At 30.7% G+C, this 17,146-nt stretch carries 17 protein-coding genes; 7 read left to right on the forward strand and 10 right to left on the reverse strand.

The genetic code is table 11. From position 1 onward, the window contains the following. The first annotated feature begins 1 nt into the window (after position 1). Both ACFO3U_RS03685 and ACFO3U_RS03690 read left to right on the forward strand, forming a co-directional pair. A complete protein-coding gene (locus ACFO3U_RS03685) occupies positions 2–1,348 on the forward strand; it encodes an HlyD family secretion protein (RefSeq protein ID WP_379738381.1) in 1,347 nt (448 codons plus the stop codon). Positions 1,349–1,350: 2 nt separating this feature from the next. Continuing rightward, the gene (locus ACFO3U_RS03690; RefSeq protein ID WP_379738382.1) at positions 1,351–2,739 is read left to right on the forward strand and encodes a TolC family protein; all 1,389 of its coding nucleotides are present in this window, start codon (positions 1,351–1,353) and stop codon (positions 2,737–2,739) included. A gap of 54 nt (positions 2,740–2,793) precedes the next feature. On the opposite strand, the gene ACFO3U_RS03695 is transcribed toward ACFO3U_RS03690, so the two are convergent. Together ACFO3U_RS03695 and ACFO3U_RS03700 are read right to left on the reverse strand one after the other, a co-directional pair. Next, on the reverse strand, positions 2,794–3,138 hold the full coding sequence (locus ACFO3U_RS03695) for an RNA recognition motif domain-containing protein (RefSeq protein WP_379738383.1): 345 nt from the start codon (positions 3,136–3,138) through the stop codon (positions 2,794–2,796). A 117-nt stretch (positions 3,139–3,255) separates the two neighbouring features. Further along, positions 3,256–4,530 carry an acetyl-CoA hydrolase/transferase family protein gene (locus tag ACFO3U_RS03700; protein ID WP_379738384.1) on the reverse strand — a complete coding sequence of 425 codons (1,275 nt, stop codon included), beginning with the start codon at positions 4,528–4,530 and terminating at the stop codon, positions 3,256–3,258. Between the two features lie 194 nt (positions 4,531–4,724). On the opposite strand from ACFO3U_RS03700, the gene map reads away from it, so the two are divergent. The 3 genes from map to ACFO3U_RS03715 are packed head-to-tail and all read left to right on the forward strand — an operon-like array spanning position 4,725 to position 7,103. Next, positions 4,725–5,543, forward strand: a complete 819-nt coding sequence (map, locus tag ACFO3U_RS03705) for a type I methionyl aminopeptidase (RefSeq protein WP_379738385.1) — start codon at positions 4,725–4,727, stop codon at positions 5,541–5,543. A gap of 4 nt (positions 5,544–5,547) precedes the next feature. Next, positions 5,548–6,336: a DUF3667 domain-containing protein gene (locus tag ACFO3U_RS03710; protein ID WP_379738386.1), complete on the forward strand. Its 789-nt coding sequence runs from the start codon at positions 5,548–5,550 to the stop codon at positions 6,334–6,336. Beyond that, complete coding sequence (locus ACFO3U_RS03715; protein WP_379738387.1) at positions 6,333–7,103, forward strand: class I SAM-dependent methyltransferase; 771 nt, start codon at positions 6,333–6,335, stop codon at positions 7,101–7,103. The genes ACFO3U_RS03710 and ACFO3U_RS03715 overlap by 4 nt, the downstream gene beginning before the upstream one ends. A 1-nt stretch (position 7,104) precedes the next feature. Here ACFO3U_RS03715 and ACFO3U_RS03720 read toward each other — a convergent pair whose 3' ends face one another. From ACFO3U_RS03720 to ACFO3U_RS03755, 8 genes are all read right to left on the reverse strand, one after another. Then, entirely contained in the window at positions 7,105–8,115 is a 1,011-nt protein-coding gene (locus tag ACFO3U_RS03720) for an FAD:protein FMN transferase (protein ID WP_379738388.1), read from the reverse strand. Further along, positions 8,093–8,455: a Na(+)-translocating NADH-quinone reductase subunit F gene (locus ACFO3U_RS03725; RefSeq protein ID WP_379738389.1), complete on the reverse strand. Its 363-nt coding sequence runs from the start codon at positions 8,453–8,455 to the stop codon at positions 8,093–8,095. The genes ACFO3U_RS03720 and ACFO3U_RS03725 overlap by 23 nt, the downstream gene beginning before the upstream one ends. Before the next feature lie 93 nt (positions 8,456–8,548). Next, positions 8,549–9,862 (reverse strand): NADH:ubiquinone reductase (Na(+)-transporting) subunit F, encoded by a 1,314-nt coding sequence (gene nqrF, locus ACFO3U_RS03730; RefSeq protein ID WP_379738390.1) that lies wholly within the window; start codon positions 9,860–9,862, stop codon positions 8,549–8,551. A gap of 5 nt (positions 9,863–9,867) precedes the next feature. Further along, positions 9,868–10,617, reverse strand: a complete 750-nt coding sequence (nqrE, locus tag ACFO3U_RS03735; protein ID WP_379738391.1) for an NADH:ubiquinone reductase (Na(+)-transporting) subunit E — start codon at positions 10,615–10,617, stop codon at positions 9,868–9,870. Between the two features lie 3 nt (positions 10,618–10,620). Then, on the reverse strand, positions 10,621–11,292 hold the full coding sequence (locus tag ACFO3U_RS03740; protein ID WP_379738392.1) for an NADH:ubiquinone reductase (Na(+)-transporting) subunit D: 672 nt from the start codon (positions 11,290–11,292) through the stop codon (positions 10,621–10,623). 2 nt (positions 11,293–11,294) lie between these two features. After that, positions 11,295–12,017 carry an NADH:ubiquinone reductase (Na(+)-transporting) subunit C gene (gene nqrC / locus ACFO3U_RS03745; protein ID WP_379738393.1) on the reverse strand — a complete coding sequence of 241 codons (723 nt, stop codon included), beginning with the start codon at positions 12,015–12,017 and terminating at the stop codon, positions 11,295–11,297. A gap of 2 nt (positions 12,018–12,019) precedes the next feature. Beyond that, complete coding sequence (locus ACFO3U_RS03750; protein ID WP_379738394.1) at positions 12,020–13,237, reverse strand: NADH:ubiquinone reductase (Na(+)-transporting) subunit B; 1,218 nt, start codon at positions 13,235–13,237, stop codon at positions 12,020–12,022. 23 nt (positions 13,238–13,260) lie between these two features. Then, positions 13,261–14,607, reverse strand: coding sequence for a Na(+)-translocating NADH-quinone reductase subunit A (locus ACFO3U_RS03755; protein WP_379738395.1), 1,347 nt, complete (start codon positions 14,605–14,607; stop codon positions 13,261–13,263). Between the two features lie 196 nt (positions 14,608–14,803). Between ACFO3U_RS03755 and ACFO3U_RS03760 the strand changes: the two genes are divergently transcribed. Continuing rightward, positions 14,804–16,057, forward strand: a complete 1,254-nt coding sequence (locus tag ACFO3U_RS03760; RefSeq protein WP_379738396.1) for a type IX secretion system plug protein — start codon at positions 14,804–14,806, stop codon at positions 16,055–16,057. Beyond that, the gene (locus tag ACFO3U_RS03765) at positions 16,057–17,145 is read left to right on the forward strand and encodes a DUF3667 domain-containing protein (RefSeq protein WP_379738397.1); all 1,089 of its coding nucleotides are present in this window, start codon (positions 16,057–16,059) and stop codon (positions 17,143–17,145) included. Before ACFO3U_RS03760 ends, ACFO3U_RS03765 begins: the two co-directional genes overlap by 1 nt. Position 17,146 lies beyond the last annotated feature (1 nt).

The raw sequence follows: 17,146 nt of genomic DNA on the forward strand, positions 1-17,146 counted from the left end.
TATGTTAAATATTACGAAGAACAGAATAGACCAATGGGTTGAAATAAAAAAATATAAGTCAACCAAAGTACTTGAAGACAACAAAGGATATTTAATGATCAAAAGAACCCTTTGGGCTTGTGTTATTTGTTTAGTTATTTTTCTTTTTCTTCCTTGGACACAAAATGTATCAGGAACAGGAAAAGTAACAACCTTAAAACCCAATCAAAGACCGCAAACTATTCATACAAGCATAGCAGGTAGAATTGAAAAATGGTATGTTAATGAAGGGGATTTTGTAAAAAAAGGGGATACAATTTTATTTATTTCTGAAATTAAAGAAGGGTATTTAGATCCAAATTTAGTTGAAAACACAGGAAATCAAGTTATAGCAAAAGAAGGTGCTGCAAATTCATATGCTTCAAAAGTAAAAGCACTTGAAAGTCAAATTGGAGCTATTAGCAATGAAAGAGCTTTAAAATACAAACAAGCTCAAAACAAATTAAAACAAGCTCATTTAAAAGTGCAAAGTGACAGTATTGATTTAGAAGCTGTAAAAACCCAATTGACAATTGCCAAAACTCAATTCAATCGTGCTGTTAATCTAAATAAAGAAGGTTTAAAACCTCTAACAGATGTTGAAGAAAAGCGTGTTAAACTTCAAGATACAGAAGCAAAAATTATTACTCAAGAAAACAAGTATATAGCTTCTCAAAACGAAGTTCTTAATGCTAGAATGGAATTAAATAGAATTTTAGCTGAATATTCTGAAAAAACAGCTAAAGCTCAAAGTGATAAGCAAACCGCTTTAAGTTCGCAATTTGATACCGAAGCACAAGTTAACAAGCTAAAAAATCAATACACAAACTACCAAATTAGAAATGGAATGTATTACATTTTAGCACCACAAAACGGATACATCAATAGAGCTTTGCAATCTGGTTTAGGAGAAACTCTTAAAGAAGGAACTCCAATTGTAAGTATCATGCCTTCTAATTTTGATATTGCTGTAGAAACATATATTTCACCAGTTGATTTTCCATTGATAAACAAAGGAGAAAAAGTTAGAGTTTGGTTTGATGGTTGGCCTTCAATTGTTTTTAGTGGTTGGCCAGGAGCTTCCTATGGAACTTTTGGAGGTGTAATTGTTGCTAAAGAGAATTTTATCAGCGAAAATGGAAAATATAGAGTACTTATTGCTCCAGATAATACTGAAAAAGAATGGCCAAAAAAACTTAGCATTGGAGCAGGAACTCAAACTATTGCATTGTTAGATACTGTTCCTATTTGGTTTGAAATTTGGAGAACATTAAATGGTTTTCCTCCTAATTATTATACTACAGAAAAATCAGATACTGAAAAAAAATAAAAATGAAGAAAAATATTATTTTCCTTTTCTTGTTCTTCTGTTCAATTATTATAGCTCAAGAAAAGAACTTAAAAGAGTTTACATATAATGAATACTTAGGATATGTAAAAAAATTTCATCCTTTGGTTAAGCAAGCTAATTTAAAATTGAATGAAGCTCAAGCTTTACTAATGCAAGCTCGAGGTGCTTTTGATCCAAAATTAGAAGCTGAATACAATGAAAAACAATTTGCTGACAAGAATTATTATTCTATTTTTAATGGAAGTTTCAAAATCCCAACATGGTATGGAATTGAAATAAAAGCTGCTTTTGATAACAACGAAGGAATCTACATCAATCCACAGAACACTTTACCAAATGCTGGATTAACTTCTTTGGGAATTACTGTTCCTATTGGACAAGGTTTATTCATTAATCAACGAATGGCTGATATTAGAAATGCTAAATTACAACAACAACTTAGTGAATTTGAAAGAAACTTAGAAGCTGTTGAAATATTGCACCAAGCATCTGTTGCTTATTTCGAATGGAAAAAAAATTTTAGTGAAGTTGTTCTTTATGAAGATTATCTAGAAAATGCTAAAAAAAGATATAATGGAGTTTTAAAACTCATTGAACAAGGAGATAAACCCGCAATTGATAGTACCGAATCAGGAATCACTATAAAATCAAGAAGGTTAAATTTAGAGAATGCAAAATTGAAACTTCAAAAATCCAGATTAGAATTATCCAATTATTTGTGGCTAGAAAACAATATTCCTGTTGAATTAGATGAAAATCTTTTTCCAGAAGAAAATTTGTCTCAGACCATTAAAAACACTTTGGAATTAAATAATTTAATGGATTTTGATATCAACAATCATCCTAAAATTAATGCATTAAACACAAAAGTTGACATGTTAAAGATTGAACAAGGTCTTAGTGCTAATATGTTGCTACCAAAAATAGATTTGAGTTACAATTATATTTCCGAACCAAGTACTTTTGATGATTATCGTTTTGAAGATTATAAAGTTGGAGTGAATTTTTCCTTTCCTATTTTTTTGAGAAAAGAAAGAGCCAAACTAAAATTATCTAAACTAAAAGTTCAGGATACCGAATTTTCGCTTGCATCCGAAAGAGTAAGTTTAAAAAATAAAATTGAGTCTCAACAAGTCGAAATTGCTTCTTTAGAAAAACAAATTACTATAAATGAAGAATTAGTTGAGAGTTATAATGTAATGCTTTCTGGAGAAGAACGCTTATTTACATTGGGAGAAAGTTCAATTTTTCTAATCAATTCTAGAGAGAACAGTTTGGTTAGTTCTAAAATTAATGTGCTAAAATTAGAAAATGAATTTTATAATTCAATAATTGGTTTATACAAAACAATAGCTAACCCTAATTTATAAAGCAAAAAAAATCCCGAAATACATCGGGATTTTTTTTTGTTTTTAAAAGAAATATTAAAAACGACCTCCACCTCTGTTGTTGTCTCTGTCGTTATAACCACCTCTTCCACCACCGTTTCCACCGCGGTTATTGTTAAAGCTTCTTCTTTCTCCTTCTGGTTTTGGCTCAGATTTATTAACTACAATAGTTCTTCCATCAATTGAACCTCCATTTAACTCATCAATAGCTTTTTGAGCCTCTTCATCACTTGGCATCTCTACGAAACCAAATCCTTTACTTCTACCTGTGAATTTATCAGAAATGATTTTTACTGAATCAACAGTACCATACTCTTCAAAATAACCTCTTAAATCTGCTTCCTCAATACTGAATGGAAGACTTCCTACGAAAATGTTCATCTAAAATTTTTTTTATTGAGCCAAAGGTAATCTTTTAAACAATACAAAAACTTTTTATTTCGTTTATTTTCAAATATTTACAGAAACATAAACTTAAAATCATCTCAACAAATTGAATTACATACAAGTTAGCATTTCAAAATATTCTTTTTCAATTCGCTCTTGATGGCTAGGATGTGCTATTTGAACTAACTCTTTAATTCTTTGTTTTAATGTTTTACCATACAAATCGGCAATACCATTTTCGGTAATAATATATTGCACATGAGAACGAGTAGTAACCACACCTGCTCCTTGTTTTAGAAACGGAACAATTCTACTTTCACCATTTTTTGTAATTGAAGGTAAAGCAATGATAGCCTTTCCACCTTCACTCAAAGAAGCACCACGAATAAAATCCATTTGACCACCCACACCTGAATACATTCTACTACCTATTGAATCGGCACAAACTTGTCCAGTTAAATCAACTTCAATAGCAGAATTAATAGCAACCATTTTAGGATTTTTTCTAATTTTAGCTGTGTCGTTTACAAAAGAGGATTCTTTCATTTCTAAAAAAGGATTATCATTCACAAAATCATATAATCTTTTGGAACCCATTAAAAATGTCGCTAAAGCTCTTCCTCTTAAAGTGCCTTTATAATTGCAATTGATAACATCTTTCTCAATTAAATCAATAACTCCATCAGAAAACATTTCGGTGTGTAATCCTAAATCTTTATGATTAATCAATTTACTCAAAGCAGCATTTGGAATGGAACCAATTCCCATTTGAAGCGTACTTCTATCCTCAATTAATGAAGCAATATAAGAACCAATTTTTTCTTCTTCTGGTGAGAAAGGCACAACATCATGACTATAAATAGGCACGTTAACATCAACCAAGTAATCAATCTCAGATTCGTGCAAAATTCCATCTCCAAAAGTTCTTGGCATTTGGGGATTAACTTGTGCAATAACAATTTTTGCGTTTTCGATGGCTGCTATTGTAGCTTCAACAGAGACCCCTAACGAACAATACCCATGACTATCTGGAGGAGACACATGAATGAAAGCTACATCTAAAGGCAAAACATTTTTTCTAAATAATCGAGGCAATTCACTAAGAAAAACAGGAGTATATGAACCATTTCCTGCTTTTAATGTGTGACGAACATTGGCACCTAGGAAAAATGAATTGACATGAAAACTATCCACCAATTCTGGATTGGCATAACGAGCTTCTCCTTCAATATGTAAGTGACAAATTTCAACATTTCTTAATTCTGATGCTCTTTCTGTTAATGCATTTGCTAAAATAGTTGGTGCAGCTGCTGCAGCTTGTAAATACACCCTATCTCCTGATTTAACAACTTGTACAGCTTCTGCTGCGGAAACATATTTACTCATACCTATGAATTTTTATGCAAAGTTAAAATTGAAAATTTACTTAAAACATGATTTATCTCATCTTTCAAAGTACAAAATTAGAAGTGCAAAGTATGAAGTGAGAAAATCATAATTACTAAGAAATTGAACTTGATTTTGAAATTGTTATTCTTATTGTATAAAAATTGTACTTTTGCTGTTCAGAAAATTTGGATATGATTATTATTAAAACCCTAGAAGAAATTGAATTGATGCGTGAAAGTGCATTAATCGTTTCGAAAACTCTTGGTATGATTGCTAAAGAAATTAAACCAGGTGTTACGACTTTATATTTGGATAAGTTAGCCGAAGAATTCATTCGTGATCATGGAGCTGAACCTGCTTTTTTAGGCATGTATGGTTTTCCAAATTCTTTATGTATGAGTCCAAACACACAAGTGGTTCATGGTATTCCAAATGATATTCCATTAGTTGATGGTGATATTATCTCAGTTGATTGTGGTGCTTTGAAAAATGGTTTTTATGGTGATCATGCTTATACTTTTGAAGTTGGGGAAGTAGAAGAAGCTACTAAGAAACTTTTAAAAGTTACTAAAGAATCTTTGTATGAAGGAATTAGAGCCACAAAAGTAGGTAATCGTGTGGAAGATATAGGAAATGCTATTCAAACTTACTGCGAAGCTCATGGATATGGTGTTGTTCGTGAATTATGTGGACATGGAATTGGAAGAAAAATGCACGAAGACCCTGAAGTAGCTAATTACGGAAAACGTGGTCGTGGGAAGAAATTACTTGATGGAATGGTAGTTGCGATTGAGCCTATGATAAATCTAGGAACTAAAAACATCAAACAACACAAAGATGGTTGGACGATTACAACGGCTGACAACAAACCAAGTGCTCATTTTGAACATGATGTTGCGATAGTTGATGGAAAACCAGAATTGCTTTCCACTTTTGCTTATATTTATGAAGCTTTAGGAATTGTAAGTAATGAAGAAGACGGATTACGTCAAAAAGCACTAGTGTTATAAATTTATGATTTGCAAGTCTTGTACATTCGAAATCAATGAAAACAACAAATATTGCTCCAATTGCGGTTCAAAAATTGTTCATGATAGACTTTCTTTGAAAGGAACTTGGGAAGAATTTGTTGGTCCGTTTTTTAGTTGGGACAATAATTTTTGGAGAACATTTTTAGGGTTATTTACCAATCCTAAAGATGTATTAGAAGCTTATATCAGTGGTGCAAGAAAAAAATATTTTCAACCTTTTTCTTATATAATTCTATTTGCTACTATAGCTGTATTTTTTTATAAATTTTTTCCAATGGATAGTCTAAATGATTATTCTGAAGGTTTCAATAAGGGTTTTAAAACAAGTAACTCATCAGTTGAAGTGCCAAAATTTGACATGAAAGAATACATGAACTCTTTCATGAACTATTATAACTTCATTGTTTTAATGCTTTTACCTATTTATGCCCTTACTAGTTATATTATTTATAGAAAAAGAGGACATAATTTTTTCGAACACTTAGTTTTCAATAGCTATATACAAACTAATCTTGGTTTTGTTACTTTGATTTTGCAATTGCTTTTAGTAAACATCATCGGAATATCATTTATGTCTTATTCTGTTCTTTTTATGTCAATTATGGTTATTTTTACTATATATGTATTTAAAAAACTTTACAGTCAAAATTTAAAACAAAGCATTTTTTCTGCCATAAAATATCTCTTATTATTCTTACTTTTATATATGGGAGTAATTGTTATTTTTTCAATAATTTTCGGAATAATAATGTTACTTTCTATGCTATTATGAAAAAATTATTTAAACTAATCCTCAACACAATTCCAAGACCTATATTAATTCGATTGAGTTATGTGGCTCGACCTGTTTTAGCTTTACTACTTAAAGGAACTAAATTTACTGATCCAATAGATGGAAAAAGCTTTAAAATGTTTTTACCTTATGGTTATGGAACGCAAAGAAATAATGTTTTATCACCAAGTACACTTTCGTTAGAGAGGCACCGTTTGTTGTGGTTATATCTGCAAAATGAAACTAATTTTTTCACTTCTGAAAGTAAACTAAAGGTTTTGCATTTTGCTCCTGAACAAGCGTTTTACAAACGATTTAGAAATCAAAAAAACTTAGATTATACTACAACTGATTTATTTTCACCTTTAGCTGATGTAAAAGCAGATATTTGCAATTTACCTTTTGAAGACAGCCAATATGATATTATTTTATGCAACCATGTTTTGGAACACATTCCTGATGACACTAAAGCTATGCAAGAATTATATCGTGTTTTAAAACCAGGTGGAATGGGCATATTTCAAATTCCTCAAGATTTATTTCGTGAAGTCACTTTTTCTGATGATTCTATTACTGATGAAAAAGAGCGTGCTAAAATATTTGGACAATATGATCATGTAAGAGTATATGGACGAGATTATTTTGACAAATTAAGAAGCATTGGCTTCAAAGTTATTGAAGAAGATTATACGTCTAAAATCAGCCCTGAATTAGTCGAAAAATATTGTTTAGCAAAAGGAGAAATTATTCCGGTTTGTTACAAGTAATTTATTGAATTAAATCTTTGAAATTACCTGTTTTAAACTGTTGCACTTTATTATTTTCATCTCTATAAATTAAGAGCACGAATAAATCAGGATGGTTATTCGCAAATTCAATTCCGTTTTTAATATCCATAACCATAAAAGCTGTAGCATATCCATCAGCCATTATACAAGTTGGAGCTAAAACAGTTGCACTTAAAACATTTCCTTTTTGAGGTTTACCAATTTTTGGGTTTATGGTGTGTACGAATTTTTCTCCTGTAATTGAATCCGTTACTATTTTTCTATAATTTCCTGAAGTTGCCATTCCTAGATTTTCTACTTTAATTTTTGCAATTAAAGTGCGTTCTTCAGGTTTTTGAAGTGGATCATCAATTCCGATTATCCAATTTTTATCATCGATAGTATTTTTTCCAAAGCCTATTAATTCTCCACCAATTTCAACAATACCATTTTCAATTCCTTTTGACTTCATGAAATCTACCACAACATCTACTGAATATCCTTGAGCAATGGCATTGAAATCGAAATAAGTTTCTTTGTGAACTTTGGAAATAGTTATGTTTGCATTCAATTTGACTTTATCAAAACCTACAAAATTTAATAAACTATCAATTTGTTTTTGATTTAATACTACTCTTTCATGTTTTGGACCAAAACCATAAGCATTTACTAAAACACCTATTGTTGGATCAAAAAGGCCATTTGTTTCCTTAAAAATTTGGTTAGAAGCTTTGAAAGTTTCCTCAAAAAAATCATCAACTACAATAGTTGAATCTCCAGCATTGATTTTTGAAATTTTAGAATCTTCACGATAAGTAGACAAAGACATGTCAAAAGCGAGTAATAAAGAATCAATTTGTCTTTTAGAAACTATTTCTTCATTTGCAATATATTTAATACTATAAGTGCTCCCTTGTGCTTCTCCTTGAATAATTTGAAATCCTTCCTCTTTTTGGCAAGAAATAAACATTAAAGCTAAACCTAAAAAACTAAATAATTTCTTTATATCCATTATAATTGATGATGTAATCTGATGATGTATAAACTGGTTTTTCAAAGTCTTCTGCATTGGCTATTCCAACTCCTGCAAATAGAACTTTGGCATTTTTTTTCCTAGCATGATTGAGAAATGTTTCTAAAAAAAGTACATTTGGCTCATCAGGGTTTATGGGATAAGGAACAGCTTGAACCATTACAAAATGTAAGGTATTTTGAGTATCCACACAAACAAACTGAGGATGTTTCTTAAGCTGACTATTGATAGCTATGAATTCAAAACCTTTTTTCTCAAGGTCTTTTCCCACATGATTCATAGCAATTTGATGCAATTCTTGTTCTGAAAGTTCTTCCATAAAGCAAAGATACTAAAATAGAAAATGAAAAATTTAGAACATTAAATAAAATAAAAAACCGACTCATTTCTGAATCGGTTATGTGTATTTAGATTATCCTCCAAAGTCATCAAATCTAATATTTTCTGGATCTAAACCAAAGTCTTCACCCATTTTTTGAACAGCGTTGTTCATCATTGGTGGTCCACAGAAATACAATTCAATATCTTCTGGTTCTTCATGTTTAGATAAATAATTATCAATTACAACATTATGAATGAATCCTACAAATCCATCTCCTTCTGCATTGATATCTTCTTTAATTTTCCAGTTATCTTCTGGTTGTGGTTCAGAAAGTGCTAAATAGAATTTAAAGTTAGGGAAATCTTTCTCTAATGCTCTAAAATGCTCTGTATAGAACAACTCTCTTTTTGAACGTCCACCATACCAATAAGTTACTTTTCTTCCTGTTTTGATAGTACGGAAAAGGTGATATAAGTGAGAACGCATTGGAGCCATACCAGCACCACCACCAACATATAACATTTCTGCTTCAGACTCATTGATGAAGAATTCTCCATAAGGTCCTGAAACTACAACTGGATCTCCAGCTTTTCTTGAGAAAATATAAGATGATGCAATTCCTGGATTTACTTTTGCCCAACCGTTAATGTTTCTATCCCATGGTGGAGTAGCAACACGAACGTTTAACATAATTTTTCTTCCTTCAGCAGGGTAAGAAGCCATTGAATAAGCTCTTTCAACTAAAGAATCATTTTTCATTACTAATGGCCATAAATTAAATTTATCCCATTCAGCTTTGAATTTTTCTGGTTCACCTGGATGTTCTTCTGGGTGAGCCGTAATATCTATATCAGCATATTTGATTTCACATTCTGGGATTTCAATTTGGATATAACCACCAGCTTCATAATGCATATCTTCTGGCAATTCAACGATGAATTCTTTAATAAAAGAGGCTACGTTATAGTTTGAATATACTTTAGCTTCGAATTTTTTAATTCCAAATACTTCTTCTGGAACTTCGATAACCATATCATTTTTAACTTTAACTTGACAACCCAATCTCCATCCTTCTGCTAACTCTCTTCTTGAGAAATGAGGTGTTTCAGTTGGTAATGCTTCTCCACCACCTTCTTTAACGATACATTTACACTGAACACATGTTCCACCACCACCACAAGCAGATGGTAAGAAAATTTTTGAATTACCTAAAGTAGATAATAATGTGTTTCCTGAATTTACTTCAATTTCACTTTCTCCATTAATCTTAATTGATACTGGACCAGATGAAACTAATTTAGATTTTGCAAACAAAATTACTCCCACTAAAACCAATAACAATACTAAAAATGCTATTACTGTCGTACTGATTAAACCACCAGTTGTTACTTCTAGAACTATCATACTTTTTATTGAGCTATTTTAGTTAATGAATCAGTTACTATTTCTAAAGCTGTTGAATCTTTTACAGTTTCTTCCACTTCCATTATAACTTCAGTTGAATCAACATTCTCTACAACCTCTTTCTTTGCAGGTTCATCACCACCAGTTAACATACCTCCAAAAGACATGAAACCAATTGCCATTAATCCTGTTAATATAAATGTCATTCCTAAACCTCTAAAGGCATCAGGCACATTTGAATATCTAATTTTTTCTCTAATTGCACCAATAGCAACAATTGCTAAGAACCATCCAATTCCAGAACCCACACCATAAACAGTTGCTTCCGTTAAATTATTAAATTCTTTTTGTTGCATAAATAATGAACCTCCTAAAATAGCACAGTTTACAGCGATAAGAGGTAAAAATATACCTAATGAGGTATACAAAGCTGGAGCAAATTTTTCAACAATCATTTCTACTAATTGTACCATTGTAGCAATGGTTGCAATAAATAAAATAAAAGTTAAGAAACTTAAATCATAATCAGCATATTCTTCTCCTAACCAAACTAAAGCACCTGGTCTAAGGATATATTGATCTAATAAGTAGTTTAATGGTACTGTAACAAACATTACGAAAATTACTGCTGCACCAAGTCCAACTGCCGTTGAAACTTTTTTAGAAACTGCTAAGTACGAACACATTCCAAGGAATGTTGCGAATACCATATTATCAATAAAAATTGACTTTAAAAATAATTGTAATAATTCCATTTCTTAGTTTGTTTCTATTAGACTTTTATTTCTTGAACGTTGAAAGCCAATAATTAACCCTAAAGTAATTAAGGCCATTGGAGCCAACAACATAAATCCGTTATTTTCGTAACCTGTAGCATAAAGACCTGTTTTTTCAACAGCATCTCCAAGTATTGGGAAACCAAATAATTTTCCTGAACCTAGTAATTCTCTAAAGAAACCTACTATTAAAAGAATTAAAGCATATCCAGATGCATTACCAACACCATCTAAAAACGATTTCCAAGGACCATTTCCTAGAGCAAAAGCTTCAAAACGTCCCATAATAATACAGTTTGTAATAATCAATCCAACGAATACTGATAATTTCTTCGCTAAATCTGGAACATAGGCTTTTAGTGTTAAGTCAACAATAATTACTAAAGCCGCAACTACAACAAGTTGTGCAATAATACGAATTGCTGAAGGAATAATATTTCTCATTAAAGAGATAACAACATTACCAGCTCCTAATACGAATATTACAGAAAGTCCCATAATCAAAGAAGCTTTTAATTCAGCTGTAATTGCTAATGCAGAACAAATTCCTAATACCTGAACTGTAACTGGGTTACTATCTGTTAAAGGATCTTTTAATAGAGCCATGTTTTTCTTTGAAAACAATGGTTCGCTTTGTGTTTTATTTTCTGCCATTTTTATTTTTTTAATGTTGAAAAATAAGGTAAATAGGAACGGATTCCAGAGTTAATCATAGCACCTACTCCATTACCTGTAATTGTTGCACCTGATATTGCATCCACTTGATTGTCTGTTTTATCAGTATTGTTTGGATCACCGTTTGATTTAGAAATCTCAATACCTTTAAAATCTCCAGCACTGTTATAAAGGCTTTCTCCTTTAAAATCATCTGTAAAGAATTTTTCAGTAATATTAGCTCCTAAACCTGGTGTTTCACCTTTATGATCAAAATAAACACCATTAACAGTTTTTAAATCTTCATTTAAGGCAATATAACCCCAAATTGCATCCCATAAACCATTACCTCTTACTGGTAAAATGTATATTTTCTTTCCGTCTTTTTCAGCAATAAATAACGGTAATTTTTGAACTTTACCATTTTTTGCGTTATCTAATTCTTTTTTAACATCTATTAAATAAGCTTTATCATCATCTGAAACTTTTTCAGCTTCTATAACTTTTTGCTCTTTAATATATTGGTTAAACATTTCAGTTGCATTTGATCTAGTTGCTTCAACACCGATAGCATTTAAAATATCTATTTGTGCTTTTACTTGATCATTTTTAACTCTATCTGCTTTTGTGAAATTAGCGAAGAAAGCTAATAAAGCTCCTACTACTATTACCATCACAATTGAAAAAATAATAGTATATCCGTTTGAATCTGTACGTTTTGACATAATTATGCAGTTTTAACTTTTAAACGTTTCATTCTTCTCTTTATGTTTGCCTGAACTACATAATGGTCAATTGTTGGTGCAAAAACATTCATTAATAGAATTGCCATCATTACACCTTCTGGATATGCTGGATTGAAAACACGTATTAATATACTAAAGAATCCAATAAAGAAACCATAAATAATTTTTCCTGTAGCGGTTTGAGATGCTGATACTGGATCAGTTGCCATAAAGACAATACCAAAAGCAATACCACCAACTAATAAATGTTGCCAGAATGGGAAGTTCATTAAACTATAAAACTTGCTTCCTTCTACTATTACACCTGAATCAACTAGACCATTAAATATAAGTCCCATTACAATTGCTCCTACTACTGAAGAAATCATGATTCTTGCACTTCCAATCCCAGTAAAAATTAAGAAAGCTGCTCCTAATAATATCATTAATGTAGAAGTTTCACCAACAGAACCTGGAATAAATCCAAAGAACATATCTTGAGCTGAATGTAATAAAGGTTTATTTGCAGCAAGTGTTCCTAAAATAGTTTCACCAGAAATTGCATCAGTACCAGCAGCATTCATCATACCTTCTTTTGCTCCATGAACCCAAACTTTATCTCCAGACATCCAAGCTGCCCAGTTAAAGAATAAGAAAGCACGAATTGTTAAAGCTGGATTCAACACGTTCATTCCTGTTCCACCAAATAATTCTTTCCCAATCACAACTCCAAAGACAACAGCTACTGCTAACATCCAAAGAGGCAAATCAATTGGCATAATTAAAGGAACAAGCATTCCTGTTACTAAGTATCCTTCTTCAACTTCATGTTTTTTAACTGTAGCGAAAATAAACTCAACTCCTAAACCTACTCCATAAGAAACAATAAGCATTGGAAGGATCTTTGAAGCTCCAACCAATAAATTATCTAAGTTCCAAAAGTTTGTAGATAAAAAAGCCATTCCGTCTTGAGGAAAACCGTTTATCTGACCATAATACTGATAACCAGCATTGAACATACCAAAAATCAATGCAGGAATCAATGACATGATTACTGTGTTCATTACACGTTTTAAATCAGCAGCATCTCTTACATGTGCTCCTGAATGTGTAGTAATATTTGGTAAATATAGAAAAGTATGCAAAGCGTTGAACGTTTGTTCCATCTTTGTACCCTTGTACTTTTCTTTTAAATTATGTAAATTTTGTTTTAATCCCATTTTCTTTTTTCTTTATTTTGAAATTAACCCACTTCTTTAATCATCAAATCTAAACCAGCACGGATAATTTTTTGATGATCTTGTTTAGAAACGTCAACATATTCTGTTAAAGCAAAATCTTCTGGAGCTACTTCATAGATTCCTAAAGCCTCCATTTGATCAATGTCTTTCACTAAAATAGATTTTAATAATTCCATAGGATAAATATCTAAAGGAAATACTTTTTCATATTTACCTGTTAAAACAAATCCTCTATGTTCTCCGTTTGTATTTGTATTTAAATCGTATTTTTTATTTGGAGTTAAGAATGAAAACATTCCTGCTCTATAAATACTAAACTTATTAGGTCTTGGTAAATTCCAACCAAAGAAATCATAATCATCACCTTCTGGAATTACAGTAACTTGATTGTGATAATAACCTAAACCATTTTCTTTAGATTTTTTATCACCTGTTAATACGTTTCCACTGATGATTCTATAATTTCCTTCTTTCAAATTAGAAGCAACAACGTCAGCCATTTGAGCACCAGCAATCACATTTACGTAAGAAGGCTTATCAAAACCTGTTCCTGTTAAAGCAACTGTTCTTTGAAGATTTATTTTTCCTGTTAAGAATAATTCACCAATAATAGCAACATCTTCCATTTGAACAGTCCAAACTTTTTCACCTTTATTAATAGGATCAATTTTGGCTATTTGAGTTGAAACTAATCCAATAGGATGAACTCCTTCTCCTTTATGAAGAACAATAGCATCAGTTTCTGGCATAAAAGTAGCATTTGATCTAGTTGTTACATGAACTTTACCAGAAGTCAATTTAGCTAAAGCTTCAAAACCAGCTTTTAAAAACTCTTTTTTACCTTCTAAAGTGAAATTCAAATCTGAAGCCAATGGAGCAGAATTAATTCCAGAAACAAAAATTGCTTTTGGTGAATCAGCAGAATTAGCAATCACATCATAAGGACGTTGATTGATAAATGGCCAACAACCTGAAGCTAACAAATGTTCTTTTACTTCTTGAGACGATAAATCTTTTGGATTTTTTTTGCTATGCTCTACGTGTACATCTTGAGAATCAGCAGCAATAAGAATTTGTAAAATAACTCTTTTATCACCGCGAATAATCTCTTGGATTGTTCCACTAACTGGAGAAACAAATTTTACTGACTCATCATTTTTAGAGTAGAAAATCACTTCACCTGCTTTAACTTTTGCTCCTTCTTTAACCACCATTTTTGGAGTCATTCCGTGAAAATCAGAAGGGCTAATAGCATAGACTTTCGAGCGGGAAACAACAGAAAGATTTTTTTCTGCTTCACCCTTCAATTTAAGGTCTAAACCTTTTTTAATTCGAATGTCTTTTGACATGTTTATTGAAGATATGGTTAGTACTATTTTATAAAACGTGCAAATTTAATCATTTACCAATGTGCTTACCAAATATTTAACCATGTGATTTTGCTATTTAAAATAATTCTAAATAATTGTTTTTTAGGTTTCAAGCATAATTATTGTAAAGTTATTTTTAGATTTACTAAATTTACACTCTACTATACATGATTTTATGACAAAATTATACGCTTTTATACTTACTATTGTTGGCTTTGCTAACATTTTTGGACAATCAACAATTGAACAAGAAATCAATCCTCCATACAATATAAAGACAGTTTCTTTTCATCAAAGAGACTCAGTTGCTATTCCTTTTTTTAGATTAGGTGATGGTTTTGAACTTCAGTTTGATGATCTTTTTGGCAATGAAGCTGATTATTATTATACCATTACTCAGTATACTTACGATTGGAAACCAACAGGTTTAGCAAAAGTTGAATACTTACAAGGAATGGACAATCAAAGAATAATAACTTACGAAAATTCATTCAACACATTACAATTATATTCTCATTATGTTCAGAAATTTCCAAATCGTTTTAATCAAATAACAAAAAGCGGAAATTATATCATCAAAGTTTTTAATGACGAACGCGAAATTGTTTTTTCAAGAAAATTTATCATTTATGAAGATATTGTTAATGTTCCAGCTGTTGTAAGAAAATCTAGAAACATAGAAACAATTCAAGAAAAACAGAATTTAGATTTCACTATTAATTTAGGTGAAACTACTTATCAAAACCCAAAACAAAATGTAAAAGTTAGTATTTTTCAAAATGCTCGTTTTGACACTGCAAAACATAATATTGCTCCGCAATACACCATTGGTAACGAATTGGTCTACAGATACAATGATGAAACCCAGTTTTGGGCAGGCAATGAATTTTGGAATTTTGAGAATAGCACAATTAGAGCTACAAGTAACACTGTTTTAAAATACACTGCTGGTGATATCTACAACACCCATTTATATGTAAATCACGAAAGAAAAAATAAAATTTACACCTTTTTTCCAGATATCAATGGAAGATTTTTAGTCTATAATAGAGGAGCCGAAAATTCAGCAATTCAAGCTGACTATACTTGGGTTTATTTTACTTTAGATGCAGCTACAACTTTTACAAACAACAATATTTATGTTGGTGGAATGTTTAATAATTATGCCAAAACCGATGAATACAAAATGGAATACAACAAAGAAAGTGGTTTTTATGAAAAAGCCATTTTAATGAAACAAGGTTTTGTTAATTTTGAATATACTTTAACTGACAAAAAAGGAAATGTTGATAGCAAAAACGCTATTGACGGAAACTTTTTTCAGACAGAAAACACATATAACATTATAGTTTATTACAGAGGGAATAACGATAGATATGACCGAGTAATTGGTTACGGAACAACATCTTCTAAAATCATAAAAAATTAATGTCCAAAAGAAAATCTAGACAATTTAGAGGAACGAGGTGTTTAAACTGCGAAACTGCATTAGACATTAGCGAAAAATATTGTCATCAATGTGGGCAACTTAATTCAACCAAAAAACTAACTATTGCCGATTTTTTTGAAGAATTTCTTTCTAATTTCTATGCTTATGATTCGCGTTTAAGAAATTCAGTTGTCTCAATTTTCACAAAACCTGGAGTTTTGGCAAGAGAATTCAATGAAGGAAAACGTCAAAAATACGCAAATCCTTTTCGTTTGTTTTTGAGTGTTTCAATAGTTCTTTTTATAACTTTTAATCTAACAGAAGGTGATGGTAGTACAAACCAAGAAGAACAAACAAACATAACAATTAACGAAGAACTAGAAAATGAAAAAAAACAGGATAGTATTATAAGTTCACTGCCCGAAAGCGAAATTAAAAGCAAACTTACAGACAATATTAAAAAAAATAAAGTCGAGTACAGCAGAGATTCTATTTACACTAAAGAATTTATAGAAAAAAACATCTCATCTGGTACAAAACCACTTGTTTATATCGCTTTATCATTTAAAAATTTCCACAAAAAACATCCTCAAAAAACCGAAATAGAAGCTCTCAAAGAATTAGGCTTTGAAACTAACTTTTTTTACAAAACACTCTACAACAAATCAAAATTTTTTAAAACCAATGACATTGAAAGAGAAGTTTTTGATTTCTTTTATGAAAAACTCCCTTTTTTTATTTTTCTATCATTACCTATTTTAACCATAATCTTTTGGTTAGTTTTCTATTCTAAAAAAATAAATTATACAGAACATCTCGTCTTCGCTTACACCTATTTTACTTTTATGTTTATTTGTATGATTTTGTTTAATTTGCTAGATTTTATAAATCAAGAATTATCAAACATTGTTTCAGGTTTTAGTTTCTTAATTTTATTTCCAATCTATTTATACAAATCTTTAAGAAATTTTTACCAACAAGGTCGTTGGAAAACCATTTTAAAATTCGTAATTTTGAATCCATTATTCGGATTATTTTTATTTATTTCTGCAATAATAATGATGTTTATAGGAATTATTTTATTCTAAA

Source organism: Flavobacterium ponti, assembly GCF_042652765.1.
In the GTDB taxonomy this organism is placed as follows: domain Bacteria; phylum Bacteroidota; class Bacteroidia; order Flavobacteriales; family Flavobacteriaceae; genus Flavobacterium; species Flavobacterium ponti.